Raw genomic sequence first — 25646 nt, 5'->3', positions numbered from 1 at the left:
GGAGTAATGTCCAACCTGAGAAGACGATCACGAGGAAGGAACGCTCCATGCTTTCCCGCCTGTTTGCCCCCAAGGTCAAGGTCAGCGCTCACTGCGACCTGCCCTGCGGTGTGTACGACCCGGCCCAGGCCCGCATTGAGGCGGAGTCGGTGAAGGCCGTGCAGGACAAGATGGCAGCCAACGACGACCCGCACTTCCAGGCGCGCGCCACCGTCATCAAGGAGCAGCGCGCAGAGCTCGCCAAGCACCACGTTTCGGTCCTGTGGAGCGACTACTTCAAGCCGCCGCACTTCGAGAAGTACCCGGAGCTGCACCAGCTGGTCAACGACGCCCTGAAGGCCCTCTCGGCCGCCAAGGCGTCCACGGACCCGGCGACGGGCCAGAAGGCGCTGGACTACATCGCCCAGATCGACAAGATCTTCTGGGAGACGAAGAAGGCCTGATGCACGCCTTCCTCGAAGGGCCGGTCGAAGGCTGACCGGCCCTTTTCCCTTTCCCCTGCCTTTTCCCTGCCCGGGCCGCGTCGGCCCGTTCAACGCCGGCAGACGAGAATCCCCGCCCGGCAGCCGATCTCGAACATGCCCTCGCGGGCGATCCGGTCGGTGACGATGGCACGGGCCCGCTCGATCGTCGCGTCGAAGGGTGCGTCGTACTGGTCCGCCCAGGCACGCCACGACGCCAGGTACGCGACGACCGGCTCGGGCTCGCGGACCGTTATGGTGCTGGGCAGTTCGATCGTCCGCACCCTGCCGAACTCCTCCCCGAGGAAGCCCGGAGCCTTCTCCAGGGAGAAGCGGGCCCCGATCGAGAACCGGACCGGCTGCGGTCCGGTGCCGAGCACGTCGCCGGCGGCCCGGTGCCAGAGGTCGTCGAGTTCGGCCTTGTCCCGCTCGCTGTTGGTGGAGGCGATCACCACCCCGTCCCGGGCGACGACGCGCGCCAGCTCCCGCACCGCCTGCGGGATGTCGGGCACGTGGTACAGCATGTGCATCGCCAGAGCCGCGTCCGCGCTCCCCGTGGCCAACGGCAGCCGCGTGACATCCGCCACGGCGACCGGGCCGGGGACGGTGGCGAGGATGCCGGGCGCGATGTCCAGACCCACCGAGGCCAGGTCGGGCCGGTCTTCGCGCAGCCGCCGGACGTACCTGCCGTTGCCGCAGCCGACGTCGACCACGAGCCCGCGTACGGCACGAAGCTGCTCGGCGACGATGGCGGGCAGGTCATGACGGGGCGTCTGCCACTGGTAGATCGACTGCCGGGCGGCCAGGTCCCGGTCGCTGCTGTACGCGCTCCCGGCGAGACGGGTCCGGTCGGTGGCGGTGGAGGGTTCGGTCACGTCAGCGGCTCCCGGGTGTGGGTGGGGCGGCGCTCACACGCCGTCGTCATCCTCCCCCGCCTCCAGCAGGTTCACCGCCGCGCCGACGATGCTCGGATCCGGGCTGCCGACGACCTCCTCGTCCTTGCCGGTGTAGTCGAAGCGGGCCAGGACGCTGCGCATCGCCTCCACCCGCGCCCGCTTCTTGTCGTTGCTCTTCACCACCGTCCAGGGGGCCTGTTCGGTGTCCGTCGCACGGAACATCGCGACCTTGGCCGCCGTGTAGTCGTCCCAGCGGTCCAGGGAGGCGAGGTCCATGGGGCTCAGCTTCCACTGCCGTACGGGGTCGACCTGGCGGATCGTGAAGCGCGTGCGCTGTTCGCCCTGGGAGACCGAGAACCAGAACTTGATCAGGTCGATGCCGTCGTCGGCGAGCATGCGCTCGAACAACGGGGCCTGGCGGGTGAAGCGGCGGTACTCGTCGTCCGTGCAGAAGCCCATGACCCGCTCCACGCCGGCCCGGTTGTACCAGGAGCGGTCGAAGAGGACTATCTCGCCGGCGGTCGGGAGGTGTTCGACGTACCGCTGGAAGTACCACTGGCCGCGTTCGCGTTCGGTGGGCTTCTCCAGGGCCACCACGCGGGCGCCGCGTGGGTTGAGATGTTCCGTGAAGCGCTTGATCGTGCCGCCTTTTCCGGCCGCGTCCCGGCCCTCGAAGACGACGACCAGCCGACGGCCGGTCTGCTTGATCCAGCTCTGCAGCTTCAGCAGTTCGATCTGCTGGAGCCTCTTGTGCAGCTCGTACTCCCCGCGCTCCATGCGCTCGCGGCACGGGTAGTTCTCCCGCCAGGTCTCGACCGGACTGCCGTCCGGCCGGACGAGCACGGGTTCGTCATGGTCGCTGTAGTCGACCTTCAGTCCGGACATCAGTGGTGTCATACCGTCGGCCTCCTTGGCTTCGACATCAGCGGTCAGTGGAACTGCGGCACGATCAGATAGATGCCGTACGCAACCACCGCCGCGCACGCCAGGAAGCACAGTCCCGCCTGGGCGAACCCGAGCGTTTGGGTACCTCCGTCATTCTCGCGCGCACCCTCGACACGGGCGAGTCCAAGGACGCCGAAGGCGAAAACGACGACCACGGCGACGGTGACCCCGAGGCTCACCGCGGCGACCTGGCCCAGTGCGGCCCAGTCCAGCTTCATGTGGGTTCTCCCTCGCTCAGGCGGCCGTACCGACGGTCGTCGGCGCCGTCGACTTGATGCTGACCTCGTGCGTGTCGTTGACGTTGTGCGCGTCCACCGGGTTGCGGCGAGCGGCGAGGACGATGCCCGCCGCGACCGCGACGGCGACCAGCGCCACGACCACGGTGCCGAGGTTGCCGCCGTACCTGACGGCGCCCGCGGAGACCCCGCCGACCAGTGCCGCGGCGGGCAGCGTGATCAGCCACGCCATGACCATGCGGCCCGCGACACCCCAGCGCACCTCCGCGAGCCGCCGGCCCAGGCCCGCGCCCAGGATGCTGCCCGAGGCCACCTGGGTGGTGGACAGGGCGAAGCCGAGGTGGGCGGAGGTGAGGATGACGGCCGTGGACGCCGTCTCGGCGGCGAAGCCCTGCGGCGACTGGATCTCGGTCAGCCCTTTGCCCATGGTCCGGATGATCCGCCAGCCGCCCAGATAGGTGCCGAGGCCGATGGCGAGCCCCGCCGAGGCGATCACCCACACCGGCGGACCGGCGTCGTGGCCGAGCGCGCCCGCGGAGATCAGGGTCAGGGTAATGATGCCCATGGTCTTCTGCGCGTCGTTCGTGCCGTGCGCGAGAGAGACGAGTGAGGCGGAGGCGATCTGACCGGCCCGGAACCCCTTGGTCACCGTGTCCTTGCGGGCGCGGGCCGTGAGTTTGTAGGCGAGGTACGTGGCGATCAGGGCCGCGATGCCCGCCACCAGCGGCGAGGCCAGCGCCGGGATCAGCACCTTCTCGACGACCTTGGTGAAGTGCACACCCTCGGCACCGGCGCCCACCCACACCGCCCCGATCAGCCCGCCGAACAGAGCGTGCGAGGAACTGGACGGCAGCCCCACCAGCCAGGTCATCAGATTCCAGAGGATCGCCCCGACCAGCCCGGCGAAGATCATCCCCGGACTGACGAGCGTGTCGTCGACGATGCCACCGGAGATCGTCCTGGCGACCTCGGTGGACAGGAAGGCGCCGACGATGTTGAGGACTCCGGCGATCAGGACCGCTGTTCTCGGTTTCAGGGCACCGGTGGCGATGGAGGTGGCCATCGCGTTCGCCGTGTCGTGGAATCCGTTGGTGAAGTCGAAGGCCAGGGCCGTCACGATGACGACCGCCACCAGGAACGTGATGTGGTCCATGCGTTCGATGGAAGCAAGCGCAGGCATCTTCGCGACGAACTGCGGGCAAAGCCTGTTCCTGGAAAAAACGCAGGTGCCGTGGACGACCGTCACCTTACGATCACGCAATGAGCAACGACACCGGCAGGGCCATCGGCACCGAGAGCGGCATCCGCTGGACCTACGCCTTCGTCGACCGGCCCGCCGGACTCCTCGGCCCGGCCCAGGCGTTCTGGGCCGCCGTCACGGACACCCGGGTGTCCGAAACCCGGGGTGAGCAGGGCGAGTTCGTGACCCTGCTGCCGGGCGCGGGCGACGCCTGCGTCAAGGTCCAGGGGGTGGACTCCGGGGACGGCGGCGCCCATCTCGACTTCGCCGTCGAGGACGTCGACGCCTTCGTCGGAGCGGCGTCGGCGCTCGGGGCGACGGTCGTCGGTGCGCACACCGGCTGGTCCGTGCTGCGGTCCCCCGCCGGTCAGCTGTTCTGCGCCGTGCCCTGGCACGGGGAGACGGTACGGCCCGCCGTGGTGGACGGCAGCCGCCTCGACCAGGTGTCCATCGACGTCCCGCCCGCCGCGTACGCCTCGGAGGTCGCCTTCTGGGAACGCCTCACCGGCTGGGACTCCCTGACCGGCTCACTCCCGGAGTTCCACGTCCTCAGGCCCCCGGCCGGTCTCCCGATCCGCGTCCTCCTCCAGCGCCTCGGCACCGAACGGCCCACCGCCTCCGCCCACCTGGACCTGGCCTGTGCCGACATCGGGGCGACCGGCGCCCGCCACGAGAAGTCGGGGGCCACGGTCGTCGCCCGGCACGCCCACTGGACGGTCATGCGTGACCCGGCGGGCGGCACGTACTGCCTCACCGGCCGCGACCCCGAGACGGGCGGGCTGCCGAAGGCGACGACAGCGGACAGGCCCTAGCGAACGGACGCAGACGCACAAACCACGATCACCCTGGACGTCTCCTCCGGCGTCGGGGAAGCTCCCGGTGTCGCCGAGCACAGGTCCTTCACGTCCTGCCGCAGCAGCGGCGCCGGATCGTCCTCGCCCGTCCCGTACCGGCCGTGCGTCGCCGACGGCTCCGCCGAGTCCCGCAGCCACACCGTGAGCCCGCCCCCGACGGCCACCGCAAGCACCCACACGAGCACGGCCCGCCGCCACGCGCTGCGGCTCATCCCCACGCCTCGACGCCCACCACGGCGGACACCGGGATCGGCCCGTACACGTGCGGGAACTCCTCGCCGCCGGGCTCCGGGGCCTCGTACTTCAGGGGTGCGTCGAGCCGGGCGGGGTCCACGACCAGGACCACCAGGTCGTCGGGGCCGTCGTAGGAGCCGTACAGGAAGGCCGCCACAGCAGGGAGTTGGGCGCGGGTCGAGCAGTGGATGAAGCCCTCCTCCTGGAGGGTGCGGCCACGCGTCGACATCTCGTACGTGCCCTGCTCGCGGGCCGCGTCCCAGAGGGCGCGTTCGGTGATGTGGAGTATGTGCGCTGCGGACATGGACCCAACCTACGGGCCCTGCCGTACCGCGCGTACCCCGGCCGGGCCGGTACTCCCGGCACGGCACGCCGCCCGGACTCAGTGTTTCCCCGTGGCCGGCCCGCTCTTGGCTCCCGAACGGGCCGCGGCCTCCGCATCCGCCTCCGGATCGACGTACGCCTCGCACTCGGTGTTCCGGCACGGTCCGGCGACCCACTTCGGCACCCACGCGCCCAGGGTCTTGTACCGCCGCACCACTGTGGTCACATGCTGTCCGCAGACGGGACAGTCGTGCTCGTCTCTGCCCATGCCCTCAGGGTATTGCGGGAGCGGCCGAGGCGCTCCCCGCCGGTTCAGGGCTTTCTGCTGTACGTCCGAACGAGCCCCCGTGGAGGGGATGGGCGGGGATCAGGCCTGAGGCTCGCGCCACATGGGCCACATCCGAGGACCGTCCGGGAGGTCGAGGGGGGCGTCGAGGAGGTCGAAGCCGAGCCGCTCGTACAGTGCGCGGCTGCGGGCGTTGCTGGCCTCCAGATAGGCGGCCACTCCCTCGCGGTCGCAGCGGTCGAGGACGTGCTGGACGAGGGCGGTACCCAGCCCGTGGCCCTGGCTGTCCGGTGCGACGCCGATCATCCACAGGTATTCGTGGGCGCGCCCGGAGGGGTGTATACCGGCCGTGAGCTGCCCGATCAGTTCGACGCGCTCGTTGTCGGGATCGACGGCCTCACGCAGCCGGGCGGCGTCGTCGCCCTGCTCCGCGTCCGCCTCGTCAGGCTCGCTCTCCGGGTCCTCCGGGTGGGCGCCGGCGGGGACGGACAACCACAGGGCGCACGCCGTGCCGTCCTCGGTGAGGTCGACGCGCCCCTCGGCGAGCACGATGTCGAGGAAGGCTGCCATCAGTCTGGGATGCGTCGCGCGGCGGTGCTCCGGGTCGGGGAAGACCCAGCCGCTCACCGGATCGTCCTGGAACGCCCCGTCGAGCAGCCGGACGACCAGTTCCCGGTCGTCCTCGCCCGCCGTACGTATCGCCACGCCCATGCCCGCCCCTTTTGTCTCAACCGCCGGTGATCTTAAGGCGGTTGAGCCTAACGGGTGCGGGATGCGTGACAGGCCCCGCACACCGTGGGGATGTGCGGGACCCGTCGGGCCGGAGCGCCGTGGCGGGACGTACGGAGTCAGGGCCGTACGCCCCGCCGCGGGTGGCTCCGGGGCCTCAGGTGGTGCGGCGGGTCACGAACTCGGCCAGGGACAGCAGGCCGCCGGCCGCCTCCGGGTCGGGGACCGCGCGGGACAGTTCGTGTATCGCGCGGGCCATCCGGTCGGCCGCCTGGAGCTGCGCCCAGTCCCGCCCGCCCGCCCGCTCGACGGCCGACACCGTCCTCTCCAGCGCCCCTTCCTGCGTCTCGTCGTACGGAACTCCGTACAACTCGGCCAGTTCGGTGGCCGCCGGTGTGCCAGAGGCCAGTGCGGCCACCACGGGCAGGGACTTCTTGCGGGCGACCAGATCCGCCCCGGCCGGTTTGCCGGTGCGGGTCGGGTCCCCCCATATCCCGATCACGTCGTCGATCAGCTGAAAGGCGAGCCCGGCCTCCCGGCCGAACGCGTCCATCGCCTCGACGTCCTCGGCCGACCCGCCCGCGTACAGCGCTCCGAGGGCGCAGGCGCAGCCGAGCAGCGCGCCCGTCTTCGCCTCGGCCATGACGAGGCACTCGTCGAGGGTGACCTCGCCGGGGCCCCGCTTCTCCATGGCCGTGTCCGCGTGCTGCCCCTCGCACAGCTCGACGACACAGGACGCGAGCCGGGCGGCGGCGGTGGCCGACGCCGGGTGCGGGTCCTCGGCGAGCAACCGCAGCGCCAGGGCCTGCAGGGCGTCCCCCGCGAGGATCGCGTCGGCGTCGCCGAACACGGTCCACGCGGTGGGCCGGTGTCTGCGGGTGGTGTCCCGGTCCATGACGTCGTCGTGCAGCAGGGTGAAGTTGTGGATCAGTTCCACGGCGGCAGCCGCCCGTACGGCTGCCTCCCGTCGGCCGCCGAGTGCCGCGGCCGCGGTCAGCACGAGCGCCGGGCGGATCGCCTTGCCCGGGTTGCCCGCCGCCGGGCTGCCGTCCGCGTGCTCCCACCCGAAGTGGTAGAGCGCGACGCGGCGCATGGACCCGGGCAGCGACTCGATCGCCGCGCGCAAAGCGGGATCGACCACCGTCCGGGCCTGCTCCAGGATGAGGGCGGCGTCCTGCCCGTCGGCCCCGCCGGACGCCACCTGCTCCTCCCCTGTCCCCCTTACACGTACGGGGGACGAACCCCCCTGCCTCGCGTGCCTTGTGCCCACGGCCGGCCGCTCACATCCCCCGGACTCCGTTGATCTCTCCGAAGGCCTCTCCGCCGGACTGCCGATGGGGTTCCGCCTCTCCGGATCCAGAGTCTCGATGGTCTCGGCCGGGCCGTGGGCCCTGGTCATCGCCAGCGGCCGATCTCGACGTTCTCCAGCACGCCGAGGGCGTCCGGCACCAGAACGGCCGCCGAGTAGTAGGCCGTCACCAGGTAGTTGATGACCGCCTGTTCGTTGATGCCCATGAACCGCACGGACAGGCTGGGCTCGATCTCGTCCGGGATACCGGCCTGCTGGAGCCCGATGACCCCCTGCTCGGACTCGCCGGTACGCATGGCGATGATCGAGGTCGTACGAGCCTCGGTGACCGGGATCTTGTTGCACGGGAAGATCGGCACACCGCGCCAGGTGGGGATGCGGTTGCCGCTCATGTCGATCGTCTCGGGGACGAGTCCGCGCTTGTTCAGCTCACGGCCGATCGCGGAGATCGCGCGCGGATGGGCGAGCAGGAACTTGGTCCCGCGCCGCCTGCTGAGCAGTTCGTCCAGGTCGTCGGGGCTGGGTACGCCGTCGTGCGGCTGGAGCCGCTGGTCGTACTCGCAGTTGCTGAGCAGCCCGAACTCCCGGTTGTTGATGAGTTCGTGCTCCTGCCGCTCCTTCAACGCCTCGACCGTGAGCCGGAGTTGCTGCTCGGTCTGGTTCATCGGCTGGTTGTAGAGGTCGGCGACGCGGGAGTGGATGCGCAGCACGGTCTGGGCGATGCTCAGTTCGTACTCGCGGGGCCTGGCCTCGTAGTCGACGAACGTGCGCGGGATGTCCGGCTCACCACTGTGACCGGCCGCGAGGTCGATCTGCTTCTCGCCGTACCTGTTGGCGTTCTGCTCCGGGATCGCGCTCAGCGCCCGGAGGTGCTCGCGCAGCGAGTCGGCACGCTCGGCGACCTGCTCGAAATGCTGCCGGGAAAGTGTCAGCACGGTGCAGGTGGTGACCGCACGGGCCGTGTACTCCCACAGGGCGTCGGGGTCGACGAGCGCCTGGTCGCCGAAGTAGGCGCCGTCGGCCAGCATGCCGAGTTCGGTGTCGTCCCCGTACAGGCCGGTGCCGATCTTCTCGACCTTGCCATGGGCCAGCAGGAACACCTCGTCGTTCGCGCTGCCGAAGGAGGCGATCTCCGATCCGGCTGCGAACTCCCGCTGCTGGCAACGCCGGGCGAGCTCGGCGAACACCTCTTCGTCCTCATAGGACCGCAGCGCCGGCAACTCGGACAGTTCGGCGGGGACCACTTCCACGCGTTCACCGGTCTTGACGAACGTCAGACGGCCGTCACCCACGGAATAGGTGAGCCGCCGGTTCACACGGTATGCGCCACCCTGCACGTTCACCCAGGGAAGCATCCGCAGCAGCCAGCGTGAGCTGATCTCCTGCATCTGGGGGACGGATTTGGTGGTGGTGGCCAGGTTCCGCGCGGCCGAAGTGCCGAGACTCTGCTGCGGCTTGTCCTGCTCCGTGCGGATCTCTTCGCCTACCGACATAAAGAACTGCCCTCCCAATAACGCGTAATGCGCCGATGCGTCGACCCCCCTCGGGCGTGCTCCGCATCGGACGCCTGCGCGCACCAGCCTTCACCACCGAACGCGTCAGTGCTATTACACGAATGAGCGGGAATGGATCATCGCCGAAGTGGGCACAAAGGGGTTCTTCGCCAAATCGTTCGACCCTGCGAACGAGAAATGCCTCGTTCGGGGAACTCCAAGATCGGGTCGGCCGTTTGAACAGTCGACGGACAACGAACAAGGAGACATCGATGGCAGGCTTCCTGGACCGCGCCAAGGAACAGGCACAGCGCGGCCTGACACAGGGCAAGCAGAAGCTCGACGAGGTACAGGCCCAGCGGGCCGGCGGCGACCTGCTCAAGAAACTGGGCGCGGCGTACTACACGGAGCGACGCGGCAGCGGTACCCCCGACGCGACACAGCGGGCCCTGCAGGCTCTGGAGAGCCACATCGCGGTGAACGGGGACTCGTTCCTGCACCAGTGACAGCCGGTGACGCCCTGGCGGCGTCACTGACCGGATCGGCTCGCACGCCGTACGAACGATTCGACCCCGACCGTCGGATTCCGGTACAAGCTGCGGTACGAGGCGGTCACGACCGGTGGCCGTCGCGCAGCGCGAAGGAGACGGTCATGGCCCCACCCATGTCCGCTGCCGACTTCCTGAACCGGCTCAGGGAAGAAGGTGTCATCGTCGTCGAGGTGGGCGACTGGGTCCACCACAACCGCAATCACAAGGGTCCCTGGGGCCCGGTCCACGGCGTGATGATCCATCACACGGTGACCGAGGGCAGCGAGTACACGGTGGAGCTCTGCCGTAACGGCTACGCCGAGCTGCCCGGCCCCCTGTGCCACGGCGTCATCACCAAGGACGGGCGTGTCCATCTGGTCGGCTACGGCAGGGCCAACCACGCGGGTCTCGGCGACGACGACGTCCTGCGAGCGGTGATCGCCGAGAAGGCACTTCCGCCGGACAACGAGGCCAACACGGATGGCAACCGGCATTTCTACGGCTTCGAGTGCGAGAACCTCGGCGACGGGGAGGATCCCTGGCCGCAGGCCCAGCTCGACGCCATCGAGAAGGTCGCCGCGGCGGTGTGCCGCCACCACGGCTGGACGGAACGGTCGGTGATCGGCCACCTCGAATGGCAGCCCGGCAAGATCGATCCCCGGGGCTTCACCATGCAGTGGCTGAGGGAACGGGTACGGGACCGTCTGAAGTAGGGGGTTCCTCGCCCCCGCCGCCCCTACCCGTCCCATCCTGTCCCTGGGGGCTGCGCCCCCAGACCCCCGCTGTCGGCCCTGAACGGGCCTTGTCCTCAAACGCCGGACGGGCTGGATACGCCTGGGCCTGGGCTGAACGCATGCAGCAAACGGGTGGGCGGGTGGGAAGCAAGGCCTGGGCTGCTCGGGCCTCGTCCTGGACCGCCGGACGCGATGAGGTACCTGGGCCCGGGCGGCAGCCGGGGCTCGCTTCTCGGACGCCGGACCGGTTCACAATGGCCCTGTGCCCCTCCCCGCCCCTCTCCCCACCCCCCTCCAGGAACTCGCCGACCCCCGCTTCGCCCGCCACAACCTCCGTCTGCTCCTCAAGCGCGACGACCTCGTCCACCCGGATCTGATCGGCAACAAGTGGCGCAAGCTGGTCCCCAATCTGGCAGCCGCCGCCGGCCGCCCGATCCTCACCTTCGGCGGCGCCTACTCCAACCACCTCCGTGCCACGGCCACCGCCGGCCGCCTTCTGGGCCTGCCCACGATCGGCGTGGTCCGCGGTCAGGAACTCGCCGACCGCCCCCTGAACCCCTCCCTCGCCCACTGCACGGCGAGCGGCATGCGCCTGCACTTCGTCGACAGATCGACGTACCGGCGCAAGGCCGACCCCGACACCCTCGCCGCGCTCCGCCGCGCGGCCGGCGCCGAGGACGCGTACGTCGTGCCGGAGGGCGGCAGCAACCCCCTCGCCGTACAGGGCTGTCGCGCGCTCGGTGAGGAGCTGCGCGGCCACGCCGACGTCGTCGCGGTCGCCTGCGGCACCGGCGGCACCCTCGCGGGCCTCGCCGCGGGCCTCGCCCCCGGACAACGCGCCCTCGGCATCCCGGTCCTCAAGGGCGGTTTCCTGGACGCGGAGATACAGGCCCTCCAGGACCTCGCCTTCGGCGGGCCACGCGGGTCATGGACGCTCGACCACCGCTTCCACTTCGGCGGCTACGCCCGTACGACCCCCGAACTGCACGCCTTCGCCGAAGACTTCGAGGCCCGTCACGACGTACCCGTGGAACGTCTCTATGTCGCCAAGATGCTCTACGGACTTGTCGCTCTCGCGGAGGAGGGCGCGTTCACGAACGGGACCACCGTCGCGGCGGTGATCACGGGCCGCCCGTTCCCCTGAACCACCGGGCCGCGCCCGCTCTACTCCGCCTCCCTGAACGCCGCCGCCTCCTCCAGGTCGAGCCGTCGCAGCAGGGTCCGAAGCATCTCGTCGTCGATGTGGCGTCCGTCCCGGAGCCGCACGAACACCTCCCGTTCCGCGCTGATCATCTCGCGGGACAGCCGCCGGTAGGTGTCGTCCACCGTCTCGCCGGTCACGGGGTTGACCGAGCCCAGTCGCTCCCATACGGCGTTCTGCCGACGCTCCAGCACCATGCGCAGCCTGTCGGCCAGCGGGGGCGGCAGCGCGTTGCTCTCGTCCTCCAGCAGACCCTCCAGGCGCCGCTGTGCCGCCCTGGACGCCTGCGCCTGGGCGTTCGCCTCCGCAAGCGTCTCGGCCTGCCCGTCCCGCCCGGGCAGCTTCAGCAGCCGGATCAGGGGCGGCAGTGTCAGACCTTGGACGACCAGTGTGCCGATGACCGTCGTGAAGGTCAGGAAGAGGACCAGGTTCCGTTCCGGGAACGCCTCGCCGCCCTCCATCGTGAGCGGGATCGAGAAGGCGATGGCCAGCGAGACGACCCCCCGCATCCCGGCCCAGGAGATGACGAACGCGCCCTTCCAGGTCGGGTTCGGCTCCCGTTCCCGGATCCGCGCCGAGAGCAGCCGGGGCACGAACGTCCCGGGGTACACCCAGGCGAACCGGGTGACGACGACCACGAGGAAGACGGCGATCGCGTACCAGGCGGCATCGACACCCTCGTACTCCCCGAGTCCCTCCAGGACGACCGGCAGTTGCAGCCCGATCAGGGCGAAGACGGCCGATTCGAGAACGAACGCGACCATCTTCCAGACCGCCTCCTCCTGGAGGCGGGTCGCGAAATCGACCTCCCACGCGCGATGTCCCAGATAGAGCGCCACGACCACCACCGCGAGGACCCCGGAGGCGTGCACCTCCTCGGCGACCGCGTAGGCCGCGAACGGGATCAGCAGGGACAGTGTGTTCTGAAGCAGCGCTTCCTTCAGGTGCGTGCGCAGCCAGTGGATCGGCATCATCAGGATCAGCCCGATCCCGATGCCGCCGACCGCGGCGAGCAGGAACTCGCCGATCCCGCCCGCCCAGGTCGCGCCCTCCCCGACAGCCGCCGCGAGAGCGACGCGGTACGCGGTGATCGCGGTGGCGTCGTTCACCAGCGACTCGCCCTGGAGGATGGTGGTGACCCGCGACGGCAGCCCGACCCGGCGCGCGATCGCCGTGGCCGCGACGGCGTCCGGCGGCGCCACGACCGCGCCGAGCACCAGCGCGGCGGTCAGCGGCAGCCCGGGGACGACGAGATAGGCCGCCCAGCCGACGACGAGGGTCGCGAAGAGCACGTACCCCACCGACAGCAGTGCCACGGGCCGCAGTTGCGCGCGCAGATCGAGGTACGAGCTGTCGACGGCCGCCGTGTACAGCAGCGGGGGCAGCATCAGCGGCAGGACGACATGCGGGTCGAGCGCGTAGTCGGGCACTCCGGGGACGTACGCGAACACCAGGCCGGCGGCGACCAGGAGCAGCGGGGGCGGGACAGGGGTGCGGCGGCCCGCGGCGGCAATGGCGGCGCTGCCCGCGACCAGCAGGAGCAGTGGCATCACATGCATCGGTTTCGGCCCACTCTCGTTTCCACCCACCCTGTCATCCGCGCACTCCGGCTTTCCGCGCGGCTTTCCGCACAGCCGTCGTAACCTGGCAATCATGAAACAGTGCACGCATGCCGACGCGCTGCCGCTCCCGGAACCCCAGCCGAAGAACGACACCTGTCCGGAGTGCCTGGCGGCCGGAACCCACCCGGTGCAGTTGCGCCTGTGCCTGGAATGCGGCCACGTCGGCTGCTGCGACTCCTCGCCGATGCGCCACGCGACAGAACACCACAAGGAGACCGGGCACCCGGTGATGCGGACCTTCGAGCCCGGCGAGAGCTGGCGCTGGTGCTTCGTCGACCACGTCCTCGTATGACCGCCCGGACGACCGCGCGAAGGCCGGAATTGCCGTACACCCGCCCGCGCACCCGCGTGAGCAGGGGCATTGGTGACCGAGGGCGTACTCGTGTGACCCTGGATCCGGACGGTTCGACCGTCTGACGCCTGGGTACGTCAACCCGGCGCGCGCTCTTCCCAATTGGGCCCGCAGACCCCTAGCCACTGTGCGTATTCACAGGTTTACTATGAGTGACGGCAAGGGGCTGGGGTCCCGGGGACAGGAAAGTCCGGAGCGCGGTAGCGTCACCGCTGAACCACGTATCGCGTTACCCGGGGGGCGACCCTCGGCCCCCGAAAGAGCTTGTACCACCTTGGAGGTGAGGGTGTCCCAGTTCGCAGGCGAGCCCGCGACCCAGGACTTCGTCGAAGTCCGGCTGCCGGCCGCGGGTGCCTACCTGTCGGTGCTGCGTACGGCCACGGCCGGTCTCGCGGCCCGTTTGGACTTCACCCTCGACGAGATCGAGGACCTGCGCATCGCAGTGGACGAGGCCTGCGCGATCCTGCTTCAGCAGGCCGTGCCCGGCTCCGTACTCAGCTGTGTGTTCCGACTGATCGACGACTCCCTGGAGGTCACGGTCTCGGCTCCGACCACGGACGGTCACGCCCCCGCGCGCGACACCTTCGCCTGGACCGTCCTGTCGGCCCTCGCGGGCCAGGTCGACTCGACCGTCGCCGAGGACAAGACCGTGTCGATCAGTCTCTACAAGAAGCGCGGCGCGGGACCCGGGCCGGCGTGAGGAACGGGGACGGGCCGGTGCGGGACGAAGAGCGCGGCACACGGGAGCTGCCCGCGGCGGGCAGCGACGGCCCGGACGGGCAGCGGGGCACGGCGGACGCCGTTTCCGGCATCGCCGGGATCGCCGGCATCCCCGAGCAGGCCCGGCCGCACCCGGAGGACAACCCCCCGGAGGCCGGCTTCATGGACGACGGGCAGCTGGATCGGGAAGGTGCCGTGCAGAGTGCGCCCCTGGAAGGGCCAAGTGAGCTCTCCCCTGTTCGAGCCGACGCTCGGACTCGGGGAGGGTCGACGGGCGGGACGATGAGCGAGCACGAACGAGACGACGCGCAGGGCACACAGCAGACGGCACAGCCGCCGGCGCAGGCCACGCACCACTCCCCGACGGACCGCAGCGGAGCGCGCGCCCTGTTCTACGAGCTGCGCGCGATGCCGGACGGCAGCGCCGAGTACGCGGAGTTGCGCAACCGGCTGGTCCGTATGCATCTCCCGCTCGTCGAGCACCTCGCGCGCCGCTTCCGCAACCGCGGTGAGCCGTTGGACGACCTGACCCAGGTCGCGACCATCGGTCTGATCAAGTCGGTGGACCGCTTCGACCCGGACCGCGGCGTCGAGTTCTCGACGTACGCGACCCCGACGGTCGTCGGCGAGATCAAGCGGCACTTCCGTGACAAGGGCTGGGCGGTGCGCGTCCCGCGCAGGCTCCAGGAGCTGCGTCTGTCGCTCACCACGGCGACGGCGGAGCTCTCGCAGCGGCACGGCCGCTCCCCCACGGTCCACGAGCTCGCCGAGAAGCTGGGCATCTCGGAGGAGGAGGTCCTGGAGGGCCTGGAGTCGGCCAACGCCTACTCCACGCTGTCCCTGGACGTTCCCGACACGGACGACGAGTCCCCGGCGGTCGCGGACACACTGGGGTCGTACGACGAGGCCTTGGAGGGCGTCGAGTACCGCGAGTCGCTCAAGCCGCTCCTGGAGGATCTCCCGCCCCGGGAGAAGCGCATCCTGCTGCTGCGCTTCTTCGGCAACATGACGCAGTCGCAGATCGCGCAGGAGGTCGGCATCTCCCAGATGCACGTCTCCCGCCTGCTGGCCCGGACCCTGGCCCAGCTGCGCGAGAAGCTGCTGGTGGAGGAGTAACCCCTTCGGGTCTACTCCGCTTGGCTGCCGGGCCCCCGGATCCCGAGGGCCCGGGTCGTCTCCTGGTTCACCAGCAGCACCAGCGCGGTGACCGCCACCACACCCAGTACGATCCCGCCCGGAATGGCCATGCTGTCGGCCTGGACCAGGTTGTAGGCGACGGGCAGCGCCATGATCTGCGTGATGACGGCGGGTCCCCGGCTCCAGCTCCGCCGTCCCAGCAGCCCGCGCGCGGCGAGCAGCGGCAGCAGTGCGAGCACGATGAGTGTGACGCCGCCGGTGACGGCCTGCTGCCGGTCGTCCGGATCGCCGGTCAGCCCCAGGACGAGGACGAAGGCCCCGCCGACCGTCAGAGCGAGCCCCTCCAGGGCGGCGAGCACGGCCGCGGCGGTCAGCCGCAGAGGCCTGGGCTCTTCGGCGGCTTCGGGGGCGGGGGTCTGCTCAGCGTTCACCTCCAAAGGGTAGCCCTGGACCGTACGGCGCCCGGCCCGCGTCCCACAGGGGCGCGGGGCTGTGACGTATTGCGGCTCCGCCGCGGGGCGCGACCAGCCACAACGCACCCCGCGGCTTCATACGGCGCTTCCCGCGGAGCGCCCCTGCTTCTTACTGTTCCCCTACCTGCCCTGGGCCGAGTACCACCCGGTAGGTACCCTCTTCGCATGCGTGCACTTCTCGTGGTCAATCCGGCGGCTACCACCACAAGCGCACGTACGCGCGATGTGCTGACCCATGCTCTCGCGAGCGAGATGAAACTCGAGGCGGTCACCACCGAGTACCGGGGCCACGCGCGTGACCTCGGCCGGCAGGCCGCGGAGAGCAAGGACATCGAGCTGGTCGTCGCCCTCGGTGGCGACGGGACGGTCAACGAGGTCGTGAACGGCCTGCTGCACAACGGCCCAGACCCGGACCGGCTGCCCGGTCTGGCCGTGGTCCCCGGCGGCTCCACGAACGTCTTCGCCCGCGCTCTCGGTCTGCCCAACGACGCCGTGGAGGCCACCGGCGTCCTGCTGGACGCGCTGCGCGAGAACCGGGAGCGCACAGTGGGCCTCGGTGTCGCGAGAGGCACCCCGGGCACCGAGGACGAGTCGGTGCAGGAGCGCTGGTTCACGTTCTGTGCCGGACTGGGATTCGACGCCGGTGTGATCGGCCGGGTGGAACAACAGCGGGAACGCGGCCGTAAATCCACACATTCCCTTTACCTGCGGCAGGTCGTGCGCCAATTCCTGGGAGAGGCCAACCGCCGGCACGGCACGATCACCCTGGAACAGCCGGGTGCCGACCCGGTGACGGATCTTGTGCTGTCCATAGTCTGCAATACGTCCCCGTGGACGTATCTGGGCAATCGTCCGGTGTACGCGTCGCCTAAGGCTTCGTTCGATACCGGGCTCGACGTACTCGGTCTCAGCCGCATGTCGACGGGCGCGGTTGCCCGGTATGGCATGCAGTTGCTCACTTCGTCCCCCGAGCGGGGACCCCATGGCAGACATGCCACGTCCCTGCACGACCTGACCGACTTCACCTTGCATTCGAAGGTCCCCCTACCCCTCCAGATGGACGGCGACCACCTGGGACTGCGAACGAGCGTGACGTTCACAGGCGTACGCCGTGCACTGCGTGTGATTGTGTGAGCGGAACGGGCTAAACTCCTTCCACTCGAACGTTTAGGCCAGGGTCCACCCCATGGAAGTACGGCTGTGACTGAGCCGACACCGAGGAATCAAAAAAAACTTTCCGGTAGGGGTTGTATCCGCCGCTGAGGTTTGCGAGTCTCTACGTGGCGCTCGGGACGGCCCGCAACACCGGCCACCACAGAGAGCCAGAACCCCTCCTCACTTCAAAGGACCACATCAGTCCGTCTGATGATCGGCCCTTCACTTGTTGAGGGATTCGTGAAAGCGTTCACATTCACAAGCAACGTGCATGTAATACCAAGGAGAGGTAGCAGCCATGGACTGGCGTCACAACGCCGTTTGCCGCGAGGAAGACCCGGAGCTCTTCTTCCCCATCGGCAACACCGGTCCTGCGCTGCTGCAGATCGAGGAAGCCAAGGCCGTCTGCCGTCGCTGCCCCGTCATGGAGCAGTGCCTGCAGTGGGCGCTCGAGTCCGGCCAGGACTCAGGCGTCTGGGGTGGTCTCAGCGAGGACGAGCGCCGTGCCATGAAGCGTCGCGCCGCCCGCAACCGGGCCCGCCAGGCAACCGCCTGACAACCCACCCCGTAACAGCCTGAGCTTGGCGGCGCGTACAGCGAGTACGCATCTCCCGCCCCCGAGCCGCAGCGCGCAGTGCCCCCGATGCGCATGACAACAAGCATCTGAGCCCCGGACCGTCCCATGGTCCGGGGCTCATCGCTGTGTTCGGGCCGGTCGCCGTAGCCCATCCGCCGTGCTCGCGCTACTTGTTGGCGCGCACCGGGATGTCGAGGATCACCTGCGTACCCCGCTCGGGCGCCGGCACCATGTCGAACGTGCCGCCCAACTCCCCCTCCACCAGCGTTCGTACGATCTGGAGGCCGAGGTTGCCCGAGCGGTGCGGGTCGAAGCCCTCGGGGAGACCGACGCCGTCGTCCTGGACGGTGACGAGGAGACGAGCCTCCTTGGTCGTGCCGCCGCGGACCGCCGAGACCTCGACCGAGCCGGTGTCGCCCGGTCCGAAGCCGTGTTCCAGGGCGTTCTGCAGGATCTCGGTCAGCACCATGGAGAGCGGGGTCGCGACCTCGGCGTCCAGAATGCCGAAGCGCCCGCTGCGCCGCGCGGTGACCGCGCCCGGCGAGATCTCGGAGACCATCGCGAGCACACGGTCGGCGATCTCGTCGAACTCCACTCGCTCGTCCAGGTTCTGGGAGAGCGTCTCGTGCACGATCGCGATGGACCCGACCCGCCGTACGGCCTCCTCCAGGGCCTCGCGTCCACGTTCCGACTCGATGCGCCGGGCCTGGAGACGCAACAGGGCGGCCACCGTCTGGAGGTTGTTCTTGACCCGGTGGTGGATCTCCCGGATGGTCGCGTCCTTGGTGATCAACTCACGCTCGCGACGGCGCAGTTCGGTGACGTCCCGGAGCAGGACGAGTGAACCGATGCGCGTCCCCTTGGGCTTGAGGGGAATGGCGCGGAACTGGATGACCCCGTCGACGGACTCGATCTCGAACTCGCGCGGCGCCCAGCCGCTGGCGACCTTGGACAGCGCCTCGTCCACCGGGCCCCGTGACGGAGCGAGTTCGGCGGTGGTGACGCCCAGGTGGTGGCCGACGAGGTCGGAGGCGAGGCCGAGACGGTGATACGCGGACAGCGCGTTGGGCGAGGCGTACTGGACGATTCCGTCGGCGTCGAGCCGGATCAGTCCGTCGCCGACCCGCGGCGAGGCGTCCATGTCGACCACCTGGTTGGAGAAGGGGAACGATCCGGCGGCGATCATCTGGGCCAGGTCGGAGGCGCTCTGGAGATAGGTCAGCTCCAGGCGGCTCGGGGTCCGGACGGTGAGGAGGTTGGTGTTGCGCGCGATGACCCCGAGGACGCGCCCTTCCCTGCGCACGGGGATCGACTCCACGCGGACAGGGACCTCTTCGCGCCATTCCGGGTCGCCCTCGCGCACGATCCGGCCCTCGTCCAGGGCGGCGTCCAGCAGGGGCCGGCGGCCACGGGGGACGAGGTGGCCGACCATGTCGTCCTGGTACGAGGTCGGGCCGGTGTTGGGCCGCATCTGGGCGACCGAGACATAGCGGGTGCCGTCGCTCGTGGGGACCCACAGGACGAGGTCGGCGAAGGAGAGGTCGGAGAGCAGTTGCCACTCCGACACCAGCAGGTGCAGCCACTCAAGGTCGGAGTCGCTGAGGGCGGTGTGCTGGCGTACGAGTTCGTTCATGGAGGGCACCTGGCGAGCGTACCCGCCGGTTCGGACATGGCCGGAAACCGTGGCGGGCGACAGGCCTCGAACCGGCCCGGAAACACCCGCGGGCCGCGGCGCCTGAGAGGGACCCTCAGCCCTCCCGGCACCGCAGCCCGGAGCAGCAACGGCCGTGGGGTGTGCGGTCCCGGTCGGCCGATGGATGAGGATCCGGCGCAGTCAGGGCAGAGAGCCCCGGTTCCTCGATCCGTCTTCCTGTGCGGGGAAGACGGAGGCTCTGGTCGTATGTCTCTCTACGCATTGTGGACTAGACCACAGGTTGTGTCCATGCGTTGAAGAGTGTTTGTTGCTGTGCCTTCACGAGCAAGCCGGACGCCCGACGGCCGCCCGAACGAACTAGTCGGACGTCCAAGCGTCCACCATGCAGCCTAGCTCTGTTGGTTCCTGTGCGGGGGTGGATCGCCCGGCCAATTTCCGCCGTTACCACGGTCTGTTAGATTGGTCTAAACCACACGGCTCACTCCAGATCGGCAGGCCCAGCGTGGAAGTTGTCATCGTTCCGGACGCCAAGGCGGCTGGCGAACTCATCGCCGGGGCCATGGCACAGCTGCTCCGGCACAAGCCGACCGCCCTGCTCGGCGTGGCCACCGGCTCGACACCGCTGCCCGTCTACCAGGCGCTCGCGGCCCAGGTGAGTGCCGGTGCCGTGGAGATGTCGCGGGCACGGATAGCCCAGCTCGACGAGTACGTGGGGCTGCCTGCCGAGCATCCGGAGTCGTACCGTTCGGTGCTGCGGCGCGAGGTGCTGGAGCCGCTCGGGATCGGGATGGACGCGTTCATGGGGCCCGACGGGACCGCCGAGGACGTGCGGGGGGCGTGCGAGGCGTACGACAGGGCGTTGGCCGAGGCCGGCGGGGTCGACCTGCAACTGCTGGGGATAGGGACCGACGGACACATCGGGTTCAACGAGCCGTGCTCGTCGCTGCGCTCGCGGACCCGGATCAAGACACTGACCGAGCAGACCCGGATCGACAACGCGCGGTTCTTCGACGGCGACATCGGTCAGGTGCCGCATCACGTGATCACTCAGGGTATCGGCACGATTCTCGAGGCTCGGCATCTGGTGCTGCTTGCGACTGGCGAGGGTAAGGCCGATGCCGTCGCGGCGACCGTGGAGGGGCCCGTTGCCGCGGTGTGCCCCGCGTCGGCGCTGCAGTTGCATCCGCATGCGACGGTGGTTGTCGACGAGGGGGCGGCTTCGAAGTTGAAGCTTGCGGATTATTTTCGGCACACTTTTGTCAATAAGCCTGACTGGCAGGGGATCTAAGGGATCTGCGCGTCTGCCGGGTGCGGTTCGCTGTTGGGTGGCGGTCCGTTGTGGCTTGTCGCGCAGTTCCCCGCGCCCCTATGACGCCGGCGCCGGTCCCCCTCTCCTGGAGGGGGACCGGCGCTTTTGTCGTCGTCCTGCCTACTCCCCCGCGATGATCTCCGCCGCCGCCCGGCCGCAGACTCTGGCCGCGCCGTGGGTTGCCAGGTGGACGGCGCCCCGGCGGGGGGACTGGGGGACGCCCATCTCGACGACGATCGTGTCGGGGCGGGCGGTGAGGAGGGTGTCGAGGGCCGCCGACATCCATGGGTGGCGGTGTTCGTCCCGGACCACGGCCACGATGCGGCTCGGGCCCGCCTCGGTCAGGGCCGCCAGGGCCGCGGCCTCGCCGGTGAAGGTGCCGGTGCGGGTGCCGGGCAGGAGGCGTACCAGCTCGGCTGCCACACCCCACGGGGTCTCGTTGCCGACGGCGAAGTTCGCCACGGGGGTGAAGGCGGCCACGTACGGGGGCTCGCGGAGGGGCTCGAACGGGGCCGAGTCCGCCGGACACGTCGTCTCGACGGCACGTCGGGCGGCGAGGAGGCCGATGTCCGCGGGCCGCGGGGCGGAGGACTCCTGAGGTGGTGTCGCCGTCCAGCGGGCCAGTGTCCGTACGCGTTCCGCCGCGTCCGCCAGGCGTTCTTCCGGGAGTTCGCCGGTGCGGACGGCTTTGATCAGGGCGTCGCGCAGACGGCGTACCGTCTCGTCGTCCGCGAGGCCGCCGCCCACGCAGATGGCGTCGGCACCGGCGGCGATGGCTAGGACGCTGCCGCGTTCGATGCCGTAGGTGCCCGCGATGGCCTGCATCTCCATGCCGTCGGTGACGATCAGGCCGGTGTAGCCCAGTTCGCCGCGCAGGAGGTCCGTGAGGACGGGGTGGGAGAGGGTGGCCGGGCGGTCGGGGTCCAGGGCGGGAATCAGGATGTGGGCGCTCATCACCGCCCTGGTGCCGGCGGCGATCGCGGCGCGGAACGGGGACAGCTCGCGGTCGAGGACCACCGAGCGGCTCGCGTCGATGCGCGGGAGGGCGTGGTGGGAGTCGACCGACGTGTCGCCGTGCCCCGGGAAGTGCTTCGTGCAGGCGGCGACACCCGCAGTCTGGAGACCGGTGACGTAGGCCGCGGTGTGGCGGGCGACCAGCTCCGGGTCGGCGCCGAAGGAGCGGACGCCGATCACGGGGTTGGCGGGGTTGGAGTTGACGTCCGCCGACGGGGCCCAGTTGAGGTTGACCCCGCAGGCACGGAGGCGGTGGCCGAGTTCGTGTGCCACCTGCCGGGTCAGCCGGACGTCGTCGATCGCGCCCAGGGCGTGGTTGCCGGGGAAGGAGGAGCCGGTGTGGACCTCCAGGCGGGTGACGTCGCCGCCCTCCTCGTCGATCGCGACCAGGACGTCGTCGCGTTCGGCGCGCAGCTGGGCGGTGAGGGCGGCCAGTTGGGCGGGGGAGGTGATGTTGCGGCCGAAAAGGCCCACGGAGGCGAGGCCCTCGTCGAGGCGGCGGAGCAGCCAGTCGGGGGCCGTGGTGCCGGTGAAGCCGGGCTGGAGGACGGTGAGCGCGTCGCGGGTCAGCCCATTCTTGTCAGGACCGGAAGCAGCCTGGCGGCGGGCGAGTGTCGTCATCGGGTGGGGTTATCCCTTCACGGCGCCCGCGGTCAGGCCCGCGGCCATCTTGCGCTGGACGAGGAGGAACAGGACGACGATCGGCACGGCCATCAACGTGGAGCCGGCCATCATCGGGGCGTATTCGGTGCCGTGCTTGGTGGTGAAGTTGCCGAGCCAGACGGTGGCGGTCTGGTTCTTCTGGCTCATCAGCATCAGGGCGTAGAGGTACTCGTTCCAGGCCTGGATGAAGCCGTAGACCGAGGTGGCGACCAGGCCGGGGGCCAGGAGGGGGAAGACCACGCGGATGAAGGCGGTGGTGCGGGAGCAGCCGTCGACCATCGCGGCCTCCTCCAGCTCCTTCGGGATGTTGACGATGAAGCCGCGCAGGGTCCACACCGTGAACGGAAGGATGAAGGTGAGGTAGGTGATGATCAGGCCGGTCAGCCGGTCGTACTGGCCGAGGTCGTTGAGGAGCAGGAACACGGGGATGATCATCGCGACCAGGGGGACCATCTGCACGGCCAAAATGCCGACGATGACAATCTTCCGCCCGCGGAAGGCGAAGCGCGAGATGGCGAGGGCGGCCAGCATGCCCACGACGATGCCGATCACCACCACCGTCAGGGACACGATGAGGCTGCGGCCGACCGGGCCCCAGAAGTCGGCGATGTTCAGCGCGCGGCGGAAGTTGGCGAGGGTGAAGCCCGTCGGGAGCAGGCTCGGGTCGGGGTCGATCGCGTCCTTCGCCGGTTTGAACGCCGTGTTCAGCATCCAGTAGACGGGGAAGCCGGCCGTCAGGAAGACGAGCAGGCCGAGCAGGTTCCAGCCGGCCTTCGACTTCCGGGGCTTCCGGGACTTCCGGGACGCGGAGGGGGCCACCGCGCTCATGCCGGTCGTGCTGGTCACGCTGCTCATTCGACGTCTCCGATCTTCAGCATCTGGCGCATGTAGACGGCGACGACACCGAGCAGCAGCACCACGGTGAGCAGGGCGATCGCCGAGCCCTGGGCGTAGTCGTTGACGGCGAAGGCCCGGTCGTAGGAGTAGGTGGTCAGGAGCTGGAACTCGGCCTCGGGGTGGCCGCCCCGCATGACGAACACCTGGGGGAACACACCCATGTCCCAGATGACCGACAGGGTCGTGAGCATCACGATGATCGGCTTGAGGATGGGGAGGGTGACGTAACGGAAGACGCCCCAGGCGCCCGCTCCGTCCAGCCGGGCCGCCTCCTCCAGTTCCTTCGGGACCTGGGTCAGTCCCGCGCCGAGCGTGATCACCACGAACGGCACCGCGCCCCAGACCACGAGCAGCATGATCACGGCCAGGCCCTGCGGTCCGCTCGCGAACCAGTTGTGGCCGATCAGCTCGACGCCGGGCAGCTTGCTGAGCAGCGCGTTGACGATCCCGTAGTCGGAGTCGAACAGCCACTTGAAGACGGTGGTCGCCACGATGATCGGCATGCCCCAGCTGGCCACCAGGACGATGTTGATGAGCGTCTTCATCCAGCCGCTCACCCGCTGGAGCAACAGCGCGATCAGCATGCCGCCGACCATCGTGAGGACCACGCACCCGACGGCGAAGACGATCGTGCGGACGACGACGTCCCAGAACTCGCTGTCGCCGAGCACCTTGGCGAAGTTGTCGAAGCCCACCGACTCGGCCGGCTGGAAACCCCACAGCTGGGACTGCCCGAACTTCTGGAAGGAGAGGGTGACCAGACGGACGAGTGGATAGCCGAGGACGAGCGCGAGGATCAGCAGACAGGGGGCGAGCAGGGCCCACGGGATCGCCGCGGTGGCCCTCGGGGTCCGTCTCGCGGGTGGTGCGTCCGTGCCGGGCGGCGGCGGGGGCGTGTGCCGCTTCGACGGCGGCAGCTTGGCAGGGGTGGTCGTCTCAGCGGCACTCATCCGCGCGCTCCTCAGCGGTCCCTCAGGTCGTACTGTCATTGCGGTCGTCGAGGTTCGTCCAGGTCCTTCAGGTGACGGGCGAGCGGGGCCCTCTCCGTGTCAGGGCCCCGCTTCGGCTCGCTACTTGACGTTGATGACCTCGTCGATCGCCGCGTCCGCTTCCTTCGCGGCGGCCTCGACCGTCTTCTTGCCGGTGCCGATGTTCTGCAGCATCGTCTGCAGGATCTGGGCCTTCTCGACCTGGCCCCAGCCCGGTGCCATCGGCACGAACCAGTTGGACTCGGCCGCCGTGGCCGGGACCGCCGTCGCCGGGTCGCTCTTCAGGGTGGCGAGGTCGGTCTTGTTGTTGGGCAGGTTGCCCTTGGCGATCAGGCCCTTCTGGCCGCTCGCTCCGGTGTAGGCGTTGATCCACTCGGCGGCGACGCTCTGCGCCTTCGACTTCACCGGGACGGCGAGGTCGGAACCGCCCAGGAAGACCGGCATGTTCTTGCCGGACGGGCCGGGCATCACGAAGTTCTCCAGGTTGCCCTTGAGCTTGCCGGTCTTGTCGTTCTCCGGCGCCTCGGCGGTCGCGCCCTCCCAGGCGGCCGCGAAGATCATGCTCGTCTTGCCCTGGCCGTAGACGATGTAGCGGTCGGACTCGTCCTTGGTCTTGTCGCCGTGCATGTACTTGTCGATGACGTTCTTGAACTCGGTGAGGCCCTTGACGGACTCCGGCGAGGAGAGGTTCGCCTTCCACTGGCCGCCCGACTCCTCGGCGATCGAGCCGCCGGCGTCGTACACGAAGGACATGGCGGCGTACCAGTCGCGGGTGGGCTGGTACCAGGCGTTGTACTTGTCGCCCTCCTTCTTCTGGATCTTGTCCAGGGCGGAGGTGAGTTCGGCGTACGTCTTCGGCACGGACTTGACGCCGACCGAAGCCGCCACGTCCTTGCGCCAGTTGGCGACGCGGCCACCGGCGTAGTAGGGGACGCCGTACGTCTTGCCGTCGTAGGTGACGGAGGCCTTGAGGCCGTCCAGCCAGGCGGCCGAGTTGTCGAACTTCGCCGGGTCGAGGGGGGCGAAGGCACCCTTGACCATGTAGCCGAGCATCTCGGTGTTGCCCATCTCGACCACGTCGGGGGCCTTGTCCGTGGCGAGGACGGCGTCGAGCTTGGCGTTCTTGTCGGGCCAGCCGTAGTACTCGTGGTTGATCTTGATGCCGGGGTGCTTCTTCGTCAGCGCGGCGTCGGCGGCCTTCACCAGCTCGGGCCAGTTGTTCTGCGCGTCCACGGTCAGCCAGACGGTCAGCTCCTTGGCGTCGGCGCCGGTGTTGTCCGAGCCGCCACTGCCACTGTCCCCGCATGCCGCGACGGAGACCATCATGCCCGCGATACCGATCGCGGCTATCAGCTTGCGCTTCACGCCAACCTCCTCTGGGAGCTGGACCAATGGTGTAGACCAGTAGGCGGAGCTTGGCTCAGACCAAACAACGTGTCAAGGGTGCGGGAACGCCTTTGACCAGCCGTTATGTGACCTACATATGCAGGAACCTTTAAGTAAGAAGGTGGCGGAAATGCCCCGCGCATCCATCCGGAACGAGGTAGACCACTTCCAGGGAGTCCCGAAGATGACCTTGGACGGAGCTTTCCCTGCGGTGGACTAGACCAGC

General features: G+C 69.4%; 28 protein-coding genes. 11 read left to right on the top strand and 17 right to left on the bottom strand.

Annotation, left to right across the window (positions count from 1 at the left end; all coding sequences use genetic code 11):
* The first annotated feature begins 47 nt into the window (after positions 1-47).
* Complete coding sequence (gene sodN / locus OHN74_RS29595; RefSeq protein ID WP_005480378.1) at positions 48-443, top strand: superoxide dismutase, Ni; 396 nt, start codon at positions 48-50, stop codon at positions 441-443.
* 89 nt (positions 444-532) lie between these two features.
* Here the strand turns inward: sodN and OHN74_RS29590 are convergent, their stop codons facing one another.
* The 4 genes from OHN74_RS29590 to OHN74_RS29575 are packed head-to-tail and all read right to left on the bottom strand — an operon-like array spanning position 533 to position 3691.
* Entirely contained in the window at positions 533-1336 is an 804-nt protein-coding gene (locus tag OHN74_RS29590; protein WP_327697625.1) for a class I SAM-dependent methyltransferase, read from the bottom strand.
* Positions 1337-1369: 33 nt separating this feature from the next.
* Positions 1370-2254: a polyphosphate kinase 2 gene (gene ppk2 / locus OHN74_RS29585; RefSeq protein WP_327697624.1), complete on the bottom strand. Its 885-nt coding sequence runs from the start codon at positions 2252-2254 to the stop codon at positions 1370-1372.
* Positions 2255-2286: 32 nt separating this feature from the next.
* Positions 2287-2520: a hypothetical protein gene (locus OHN74_RS29580; RefSeq protein ID WP_327697623.1), complete on the bottom strand. Its 234-nt coding sequence runs from the start codon at positions 2518-2520 to the stop codon at positions 2287-2289.
* Positions 2521-2536: 16 nt separating this feature from the next.
* The gene (locus OHN74_RS29575; protein ID WP_327697622.1) at positions 2537-3691 is read right to left on the bottom strand and encodes an inorganic phosphate transporter; all 1155 of its coding nucleotides are present in this window, start codon (positions 3689-3691) and stop codon (positions 2537-2539) included.
* Positions 3692-3798: 107 nt separating this feature from the next.
* Between OHN74_RS29575 and OHN74_RS29570 the strand changes: the two genes are divergently transcribed.
* Complete coding sequence (locus OHN74_RS29570) at positions 3799-4590, top strand: VOC family protein (RefSeq protein WP_327697621.1); 792 nt, start codon at positions 3799-3801, stop codon at positions 4588-4590.
* Here OHN74_RS29570 and OHN74_RS29565 read toward each other — a convergent pair.
* The 6 genes from OHN74_RS29565 to OHN74_RS29540 form a co-directional block, all read right to left on the bottom strand.
* A complete protein-coding gene (locus tag OHN74_RS29565) occupies positions 4587-4844 on the bottom strand; it encodes a hypothetical protein (RefSeq protein ID WP_327697620.1) in 258 nt (85 codons plus the stop codon). The genes OHN74_RS29570 and OHN74_RS29565 overlap by 4 nt on opposite strands.
* Positions 4841-5170 (bottom strand): DUF952 domain-containing protein, encoded by a 330-nt coding sequence (locus OHN74_RS29560; protein ID WP_327697619.1) that lies wholly within the window; start codon positions 5168-5170, stop codon positions 4841-4843. Before OHN74_RS29560 ends, OHN74_RS29565 begins: the two co-directional genes overlap by 4 nt.
* Positions 5171-5248: 78 nt before the next feature.
* On the bottom strand, positions 5249-5458 hold the full coding sequence (locus tag OHN74_RS29555) for a hypothetical protein (RefSeq protein ID WP_327697618.1): 210 nt from the start codon (positions 5456-5458) through the stop codon (positions 5249-5251).
* A gap of 99 nt (positions 5459-5557) precedes the next feature.
* The gene (locus OHN74_RS29550) at positions 5558-6187 is read right to left on the bottom strand and encodes a GNAT family N-acetyltransferase (RefSeq protein ID WP_327697617.1); all 630 of its coding nucleotides are present in this window, start codon (positions 6185-6187) and stop codon (positions 5558-5560) included.
* 175 nt (positions 6188-6362) lie between these two features.
* Complete coding sequence (locus OHN74_RS29545; RefSeq protein ID WP_443060580.1) at positions 6363-7610, bottom strand: family 2 encapsulin nanocompartment cargo protein polyprenyl transferase; 1248 nt, start codon at positions 7608-7610, stop codon at positions 6363-6365.
* Positions 7601-9007 (bottom strand): family 2B encapsulin nanocompartment shell protein, encoded by a 1407-nt coding sequence (locus OHN74_RS29540; RefSeq protein WP_327697615.1) that lies wholly within the window; start codon positions 9005-9007, stop codon positions 7601-7603. The genes OHN74_RS29545 and OHN74_RS29540 overlap by 10 nt, the downstream gene beginning before the upstream one ends.
* 272 nt (positions 9008-9279) lie before the next feature.
* Between OHN74_RS29540 and OHN74_RS29535 the strand changes: the two genes are divergently transcribed.
* The 3 genes from OHN74_RS29535 to OHN74_RS29525 all read left to right on the top strand — a co-directional run bounded on the left by OHN74_RS29535 (position 9280) and on the right by OHN74_RS29525 (position 11415).
* On the top strand, positions 9280-9513 hold the full coding sequence (locus tag OHN74_RS29535) for a hypothetical protein (protein ID WP_327697614.1): 234 nt from the start codon (positions 9280-9282) through the stop codon (positions 9511-9513).
* A 146-nt stretch (positions 9514-9659) separates the two neighbouring features.
* Complete coding sequence (locus OHN74_RS29530) at positions 9660-10250, top strand: N-acetylmuramoyl-L-alanine amidase (protein ID WP_327697613.1); 591 nt, start codon at positions 9660-9662, stop codon at positions 10248-10250.
* A gap of 283 nt (positions 10251-10533) precedes the next feature.
* On the top strand, positions 10534-11415 hold the full coding sequence (locus OHN74_RS29525) for a 1-aminocyclopropane-1-carboxylate deaminase/D-cysteine desulfhydrase (RefSeq protein ID WP_327697612.1): 882 nt from the start codon (positions 10534-10536) through the stop codon (positions 11413-11415).
* Between the two features lie 20 nt (positions 11416-11435).
* Here the strand turns inward: OHN74_RS29525 and OHN74_RS29520 are convergent, their stop codons facing one another.
* Positions 11436-13031 carry a Na+/H+ antiporter gene (locus OHN74_RS29520; protein ID WP_327697611.1) on the bottom strand — a complete coding sequence of 532 codons (1596 nt, stop codon included), beginning with the start codon at positions 13029-13031 and terminating at the stop codon, positions 11436-11438.
* Between the two features lie 94 nt (positions 13032-13125).
* Here OHN74_RS29520 and OHN74_RS29515 point away from each other — a divergent pair, with 94 nt between their 5' ends.
* From OHN74_RS29515 to OHN74_RS29505, 3 genes are all read left to right on the top strand, one after another.
* Positions 13126-13386, top strand: a complete 261-nt coding sequence (locus OHN74_RS29515; RefSeq protein WP_327697610.1) for a UBP-type zinc finger domain-containing protein — start codon at positions 13126-13128, stop codon at positions 13384-13386.
* Positions 13387-13732: 346 nt separating this feature from the next.
* Positions 13733-14146, top strand: a complete 414-nt coding sequence (locus tag OHN74_RS29510; RefSeq protein WP_053744517.1) for an anti-sigma regulatory factor — start codon at positions 13733-13735, stop codon at positions 14144-14146.
* 17 nt (positions 14147-14163) lie between these two features.
* On the top strand, positions 14164-15282 hold the full coding sequence (locus tag OHN74_RS29505; protein WP_443060468.1) for an RNA polymerase sigma factor SigF: 1119 nt from the start codon (positions 14164-14166) through the stop codon (positions 15280-15282).
* An 11-nt stretch (positions 15283-15293) separates the two neighbouring features.
* Here OHN74_RS29505 and OHN74_RS29500 read toward each other — a convergent pair whose 3' ends face one another.
* Positions 15294-15734, bottom strand: a complete 441-nt coding sequence (locus tag OHN74_RS29500; protein WP_327697608.1) for a hypothetical protein — start codon at positions 15732-15734, stop codon at positions 15294-15296.
* Between the two features lie 207 nt (positions 15735-15941).
* Between OHN74_RS29500 and OHN74_RS29495 the strand changes: the two genes are divergently transcribed.
* Positions 15942-16910, top strand: coding sequence for a diacylglycerol/lipid kinase family protein (locus OHN74_RS29495; protein ID WP_327697607.1), 969 nt, complete (start codon positions 15942-15944; stop codon positions 16908-16910).
* Positions 16911-17229: 319 nt separating this feature from the next.
* The gene (locus OHN74_RS29490; protein ID WP_006380970.1) at positions 17230-17487 is read left to right on the top strand and encodes a WhiB family transcriptional regulator; all 258 of its coding nucleotides are present in this window, start codon (positions 17230-17232) and stop codon (positions 17485-17487) included.
* A gap of 187 nt (positions 17488-17674) precedes the next feature.
* Here OHN74_RS29490 and OHN74_RS29485 read toward each other — a convergent pair whose 3' ends face one another.
* On the bottom strand, positions 17675-19150 hold the full coding sequence (locus tag OHN74_RS29485) for a sensor histidine kinase (RefSeq protein WP_327697606.1): 1476 nt from the start codon (positions 19148-19150) through the stop codon (positions 17675-17677).
* Between the two features lie 514 nt (positions 19151-19664).
* Between OHN74_RS29485 and nagB the strand changes: the two genes are divergently transcribed.
* Positions 19665-20450, top strand: coding sequence for a glucosamine-6-phosphate deaminase (gene nagB, locus OHN74_RS29480; protein WP_327697605.1), 786 nt, complete (start codon positions 19665-19667; stop codon positions 20448-20450).
* 141 nt (positions 20451-20591) lie between these two features.
* On the opposite strand, the gene OHN74_RS29475 is transcribed toward nagB, so the two are convergent.
* From OHN74_RS29475 to OHN74_RS29460, 4 genes are all read right to left on the bottom strand, one after another.
* Positions 20592-22106, bottom strand: coding sequence for a glycoside hydrolase family 3 protein (locus OHN74_RS29475; RefSeq protein ID WP_327697604.1), 1515 nt, complete (start codon positions 22104-22106; stop codon positions 20592-20594).
* A 9-nt stretch (positions 22107-22115) separates the two neighbouring features.
* Positions 22116-22976, bottom strand: coding sequence for a carbohydrate ABC transporter permease (locus OHN74_RS29470; protein WP_327700326.1), 861 nt, complete (start codon positions 22974-22976; stop codon positions 22116-22118).
* Positions 22977-22999: 23 nt separating this feature from the next.
* On the bottom strand, positions 23000-23995 hold the full coding sequence (locus tag OHN74_RS29465; protein WP_327697603.1) for a carbohydrate ABC transporter permease: 996 nt from the start codon (positions 23993-23995) through the stop codon (positions 23000-23002).
* A 120-nt stretch (positions 23996-24115) separates the two neighbouring features.
* Positions 24116-25399, bottom strand: a complete 1284-nt coding sequence (locus tag OHN74_RS29460; protein ID WP_327697602.1) for an extracellular solute-binding protein — start codon at positions 25397-25399, stop codon at positions 24116-24118.
* Positions 25400-25646: the final 247 nt, after the last annotated feature.

The sequence above is a fragment of the Streptomyces sp. NBC_00459 genome, from assembly GCF_036013955.1.
In the GTDB taxonomy this organism is placed as follows: domain Bacteria; phylum Actinomycetota; class Actinomycetes; order Streptomycetales; family Streptomycetaceae; genus Streptomyces.
Note: the sequence above shows the minus strand (reverse complement) of the source record. Positions and strands in the feature narration are given on the sequence as shown.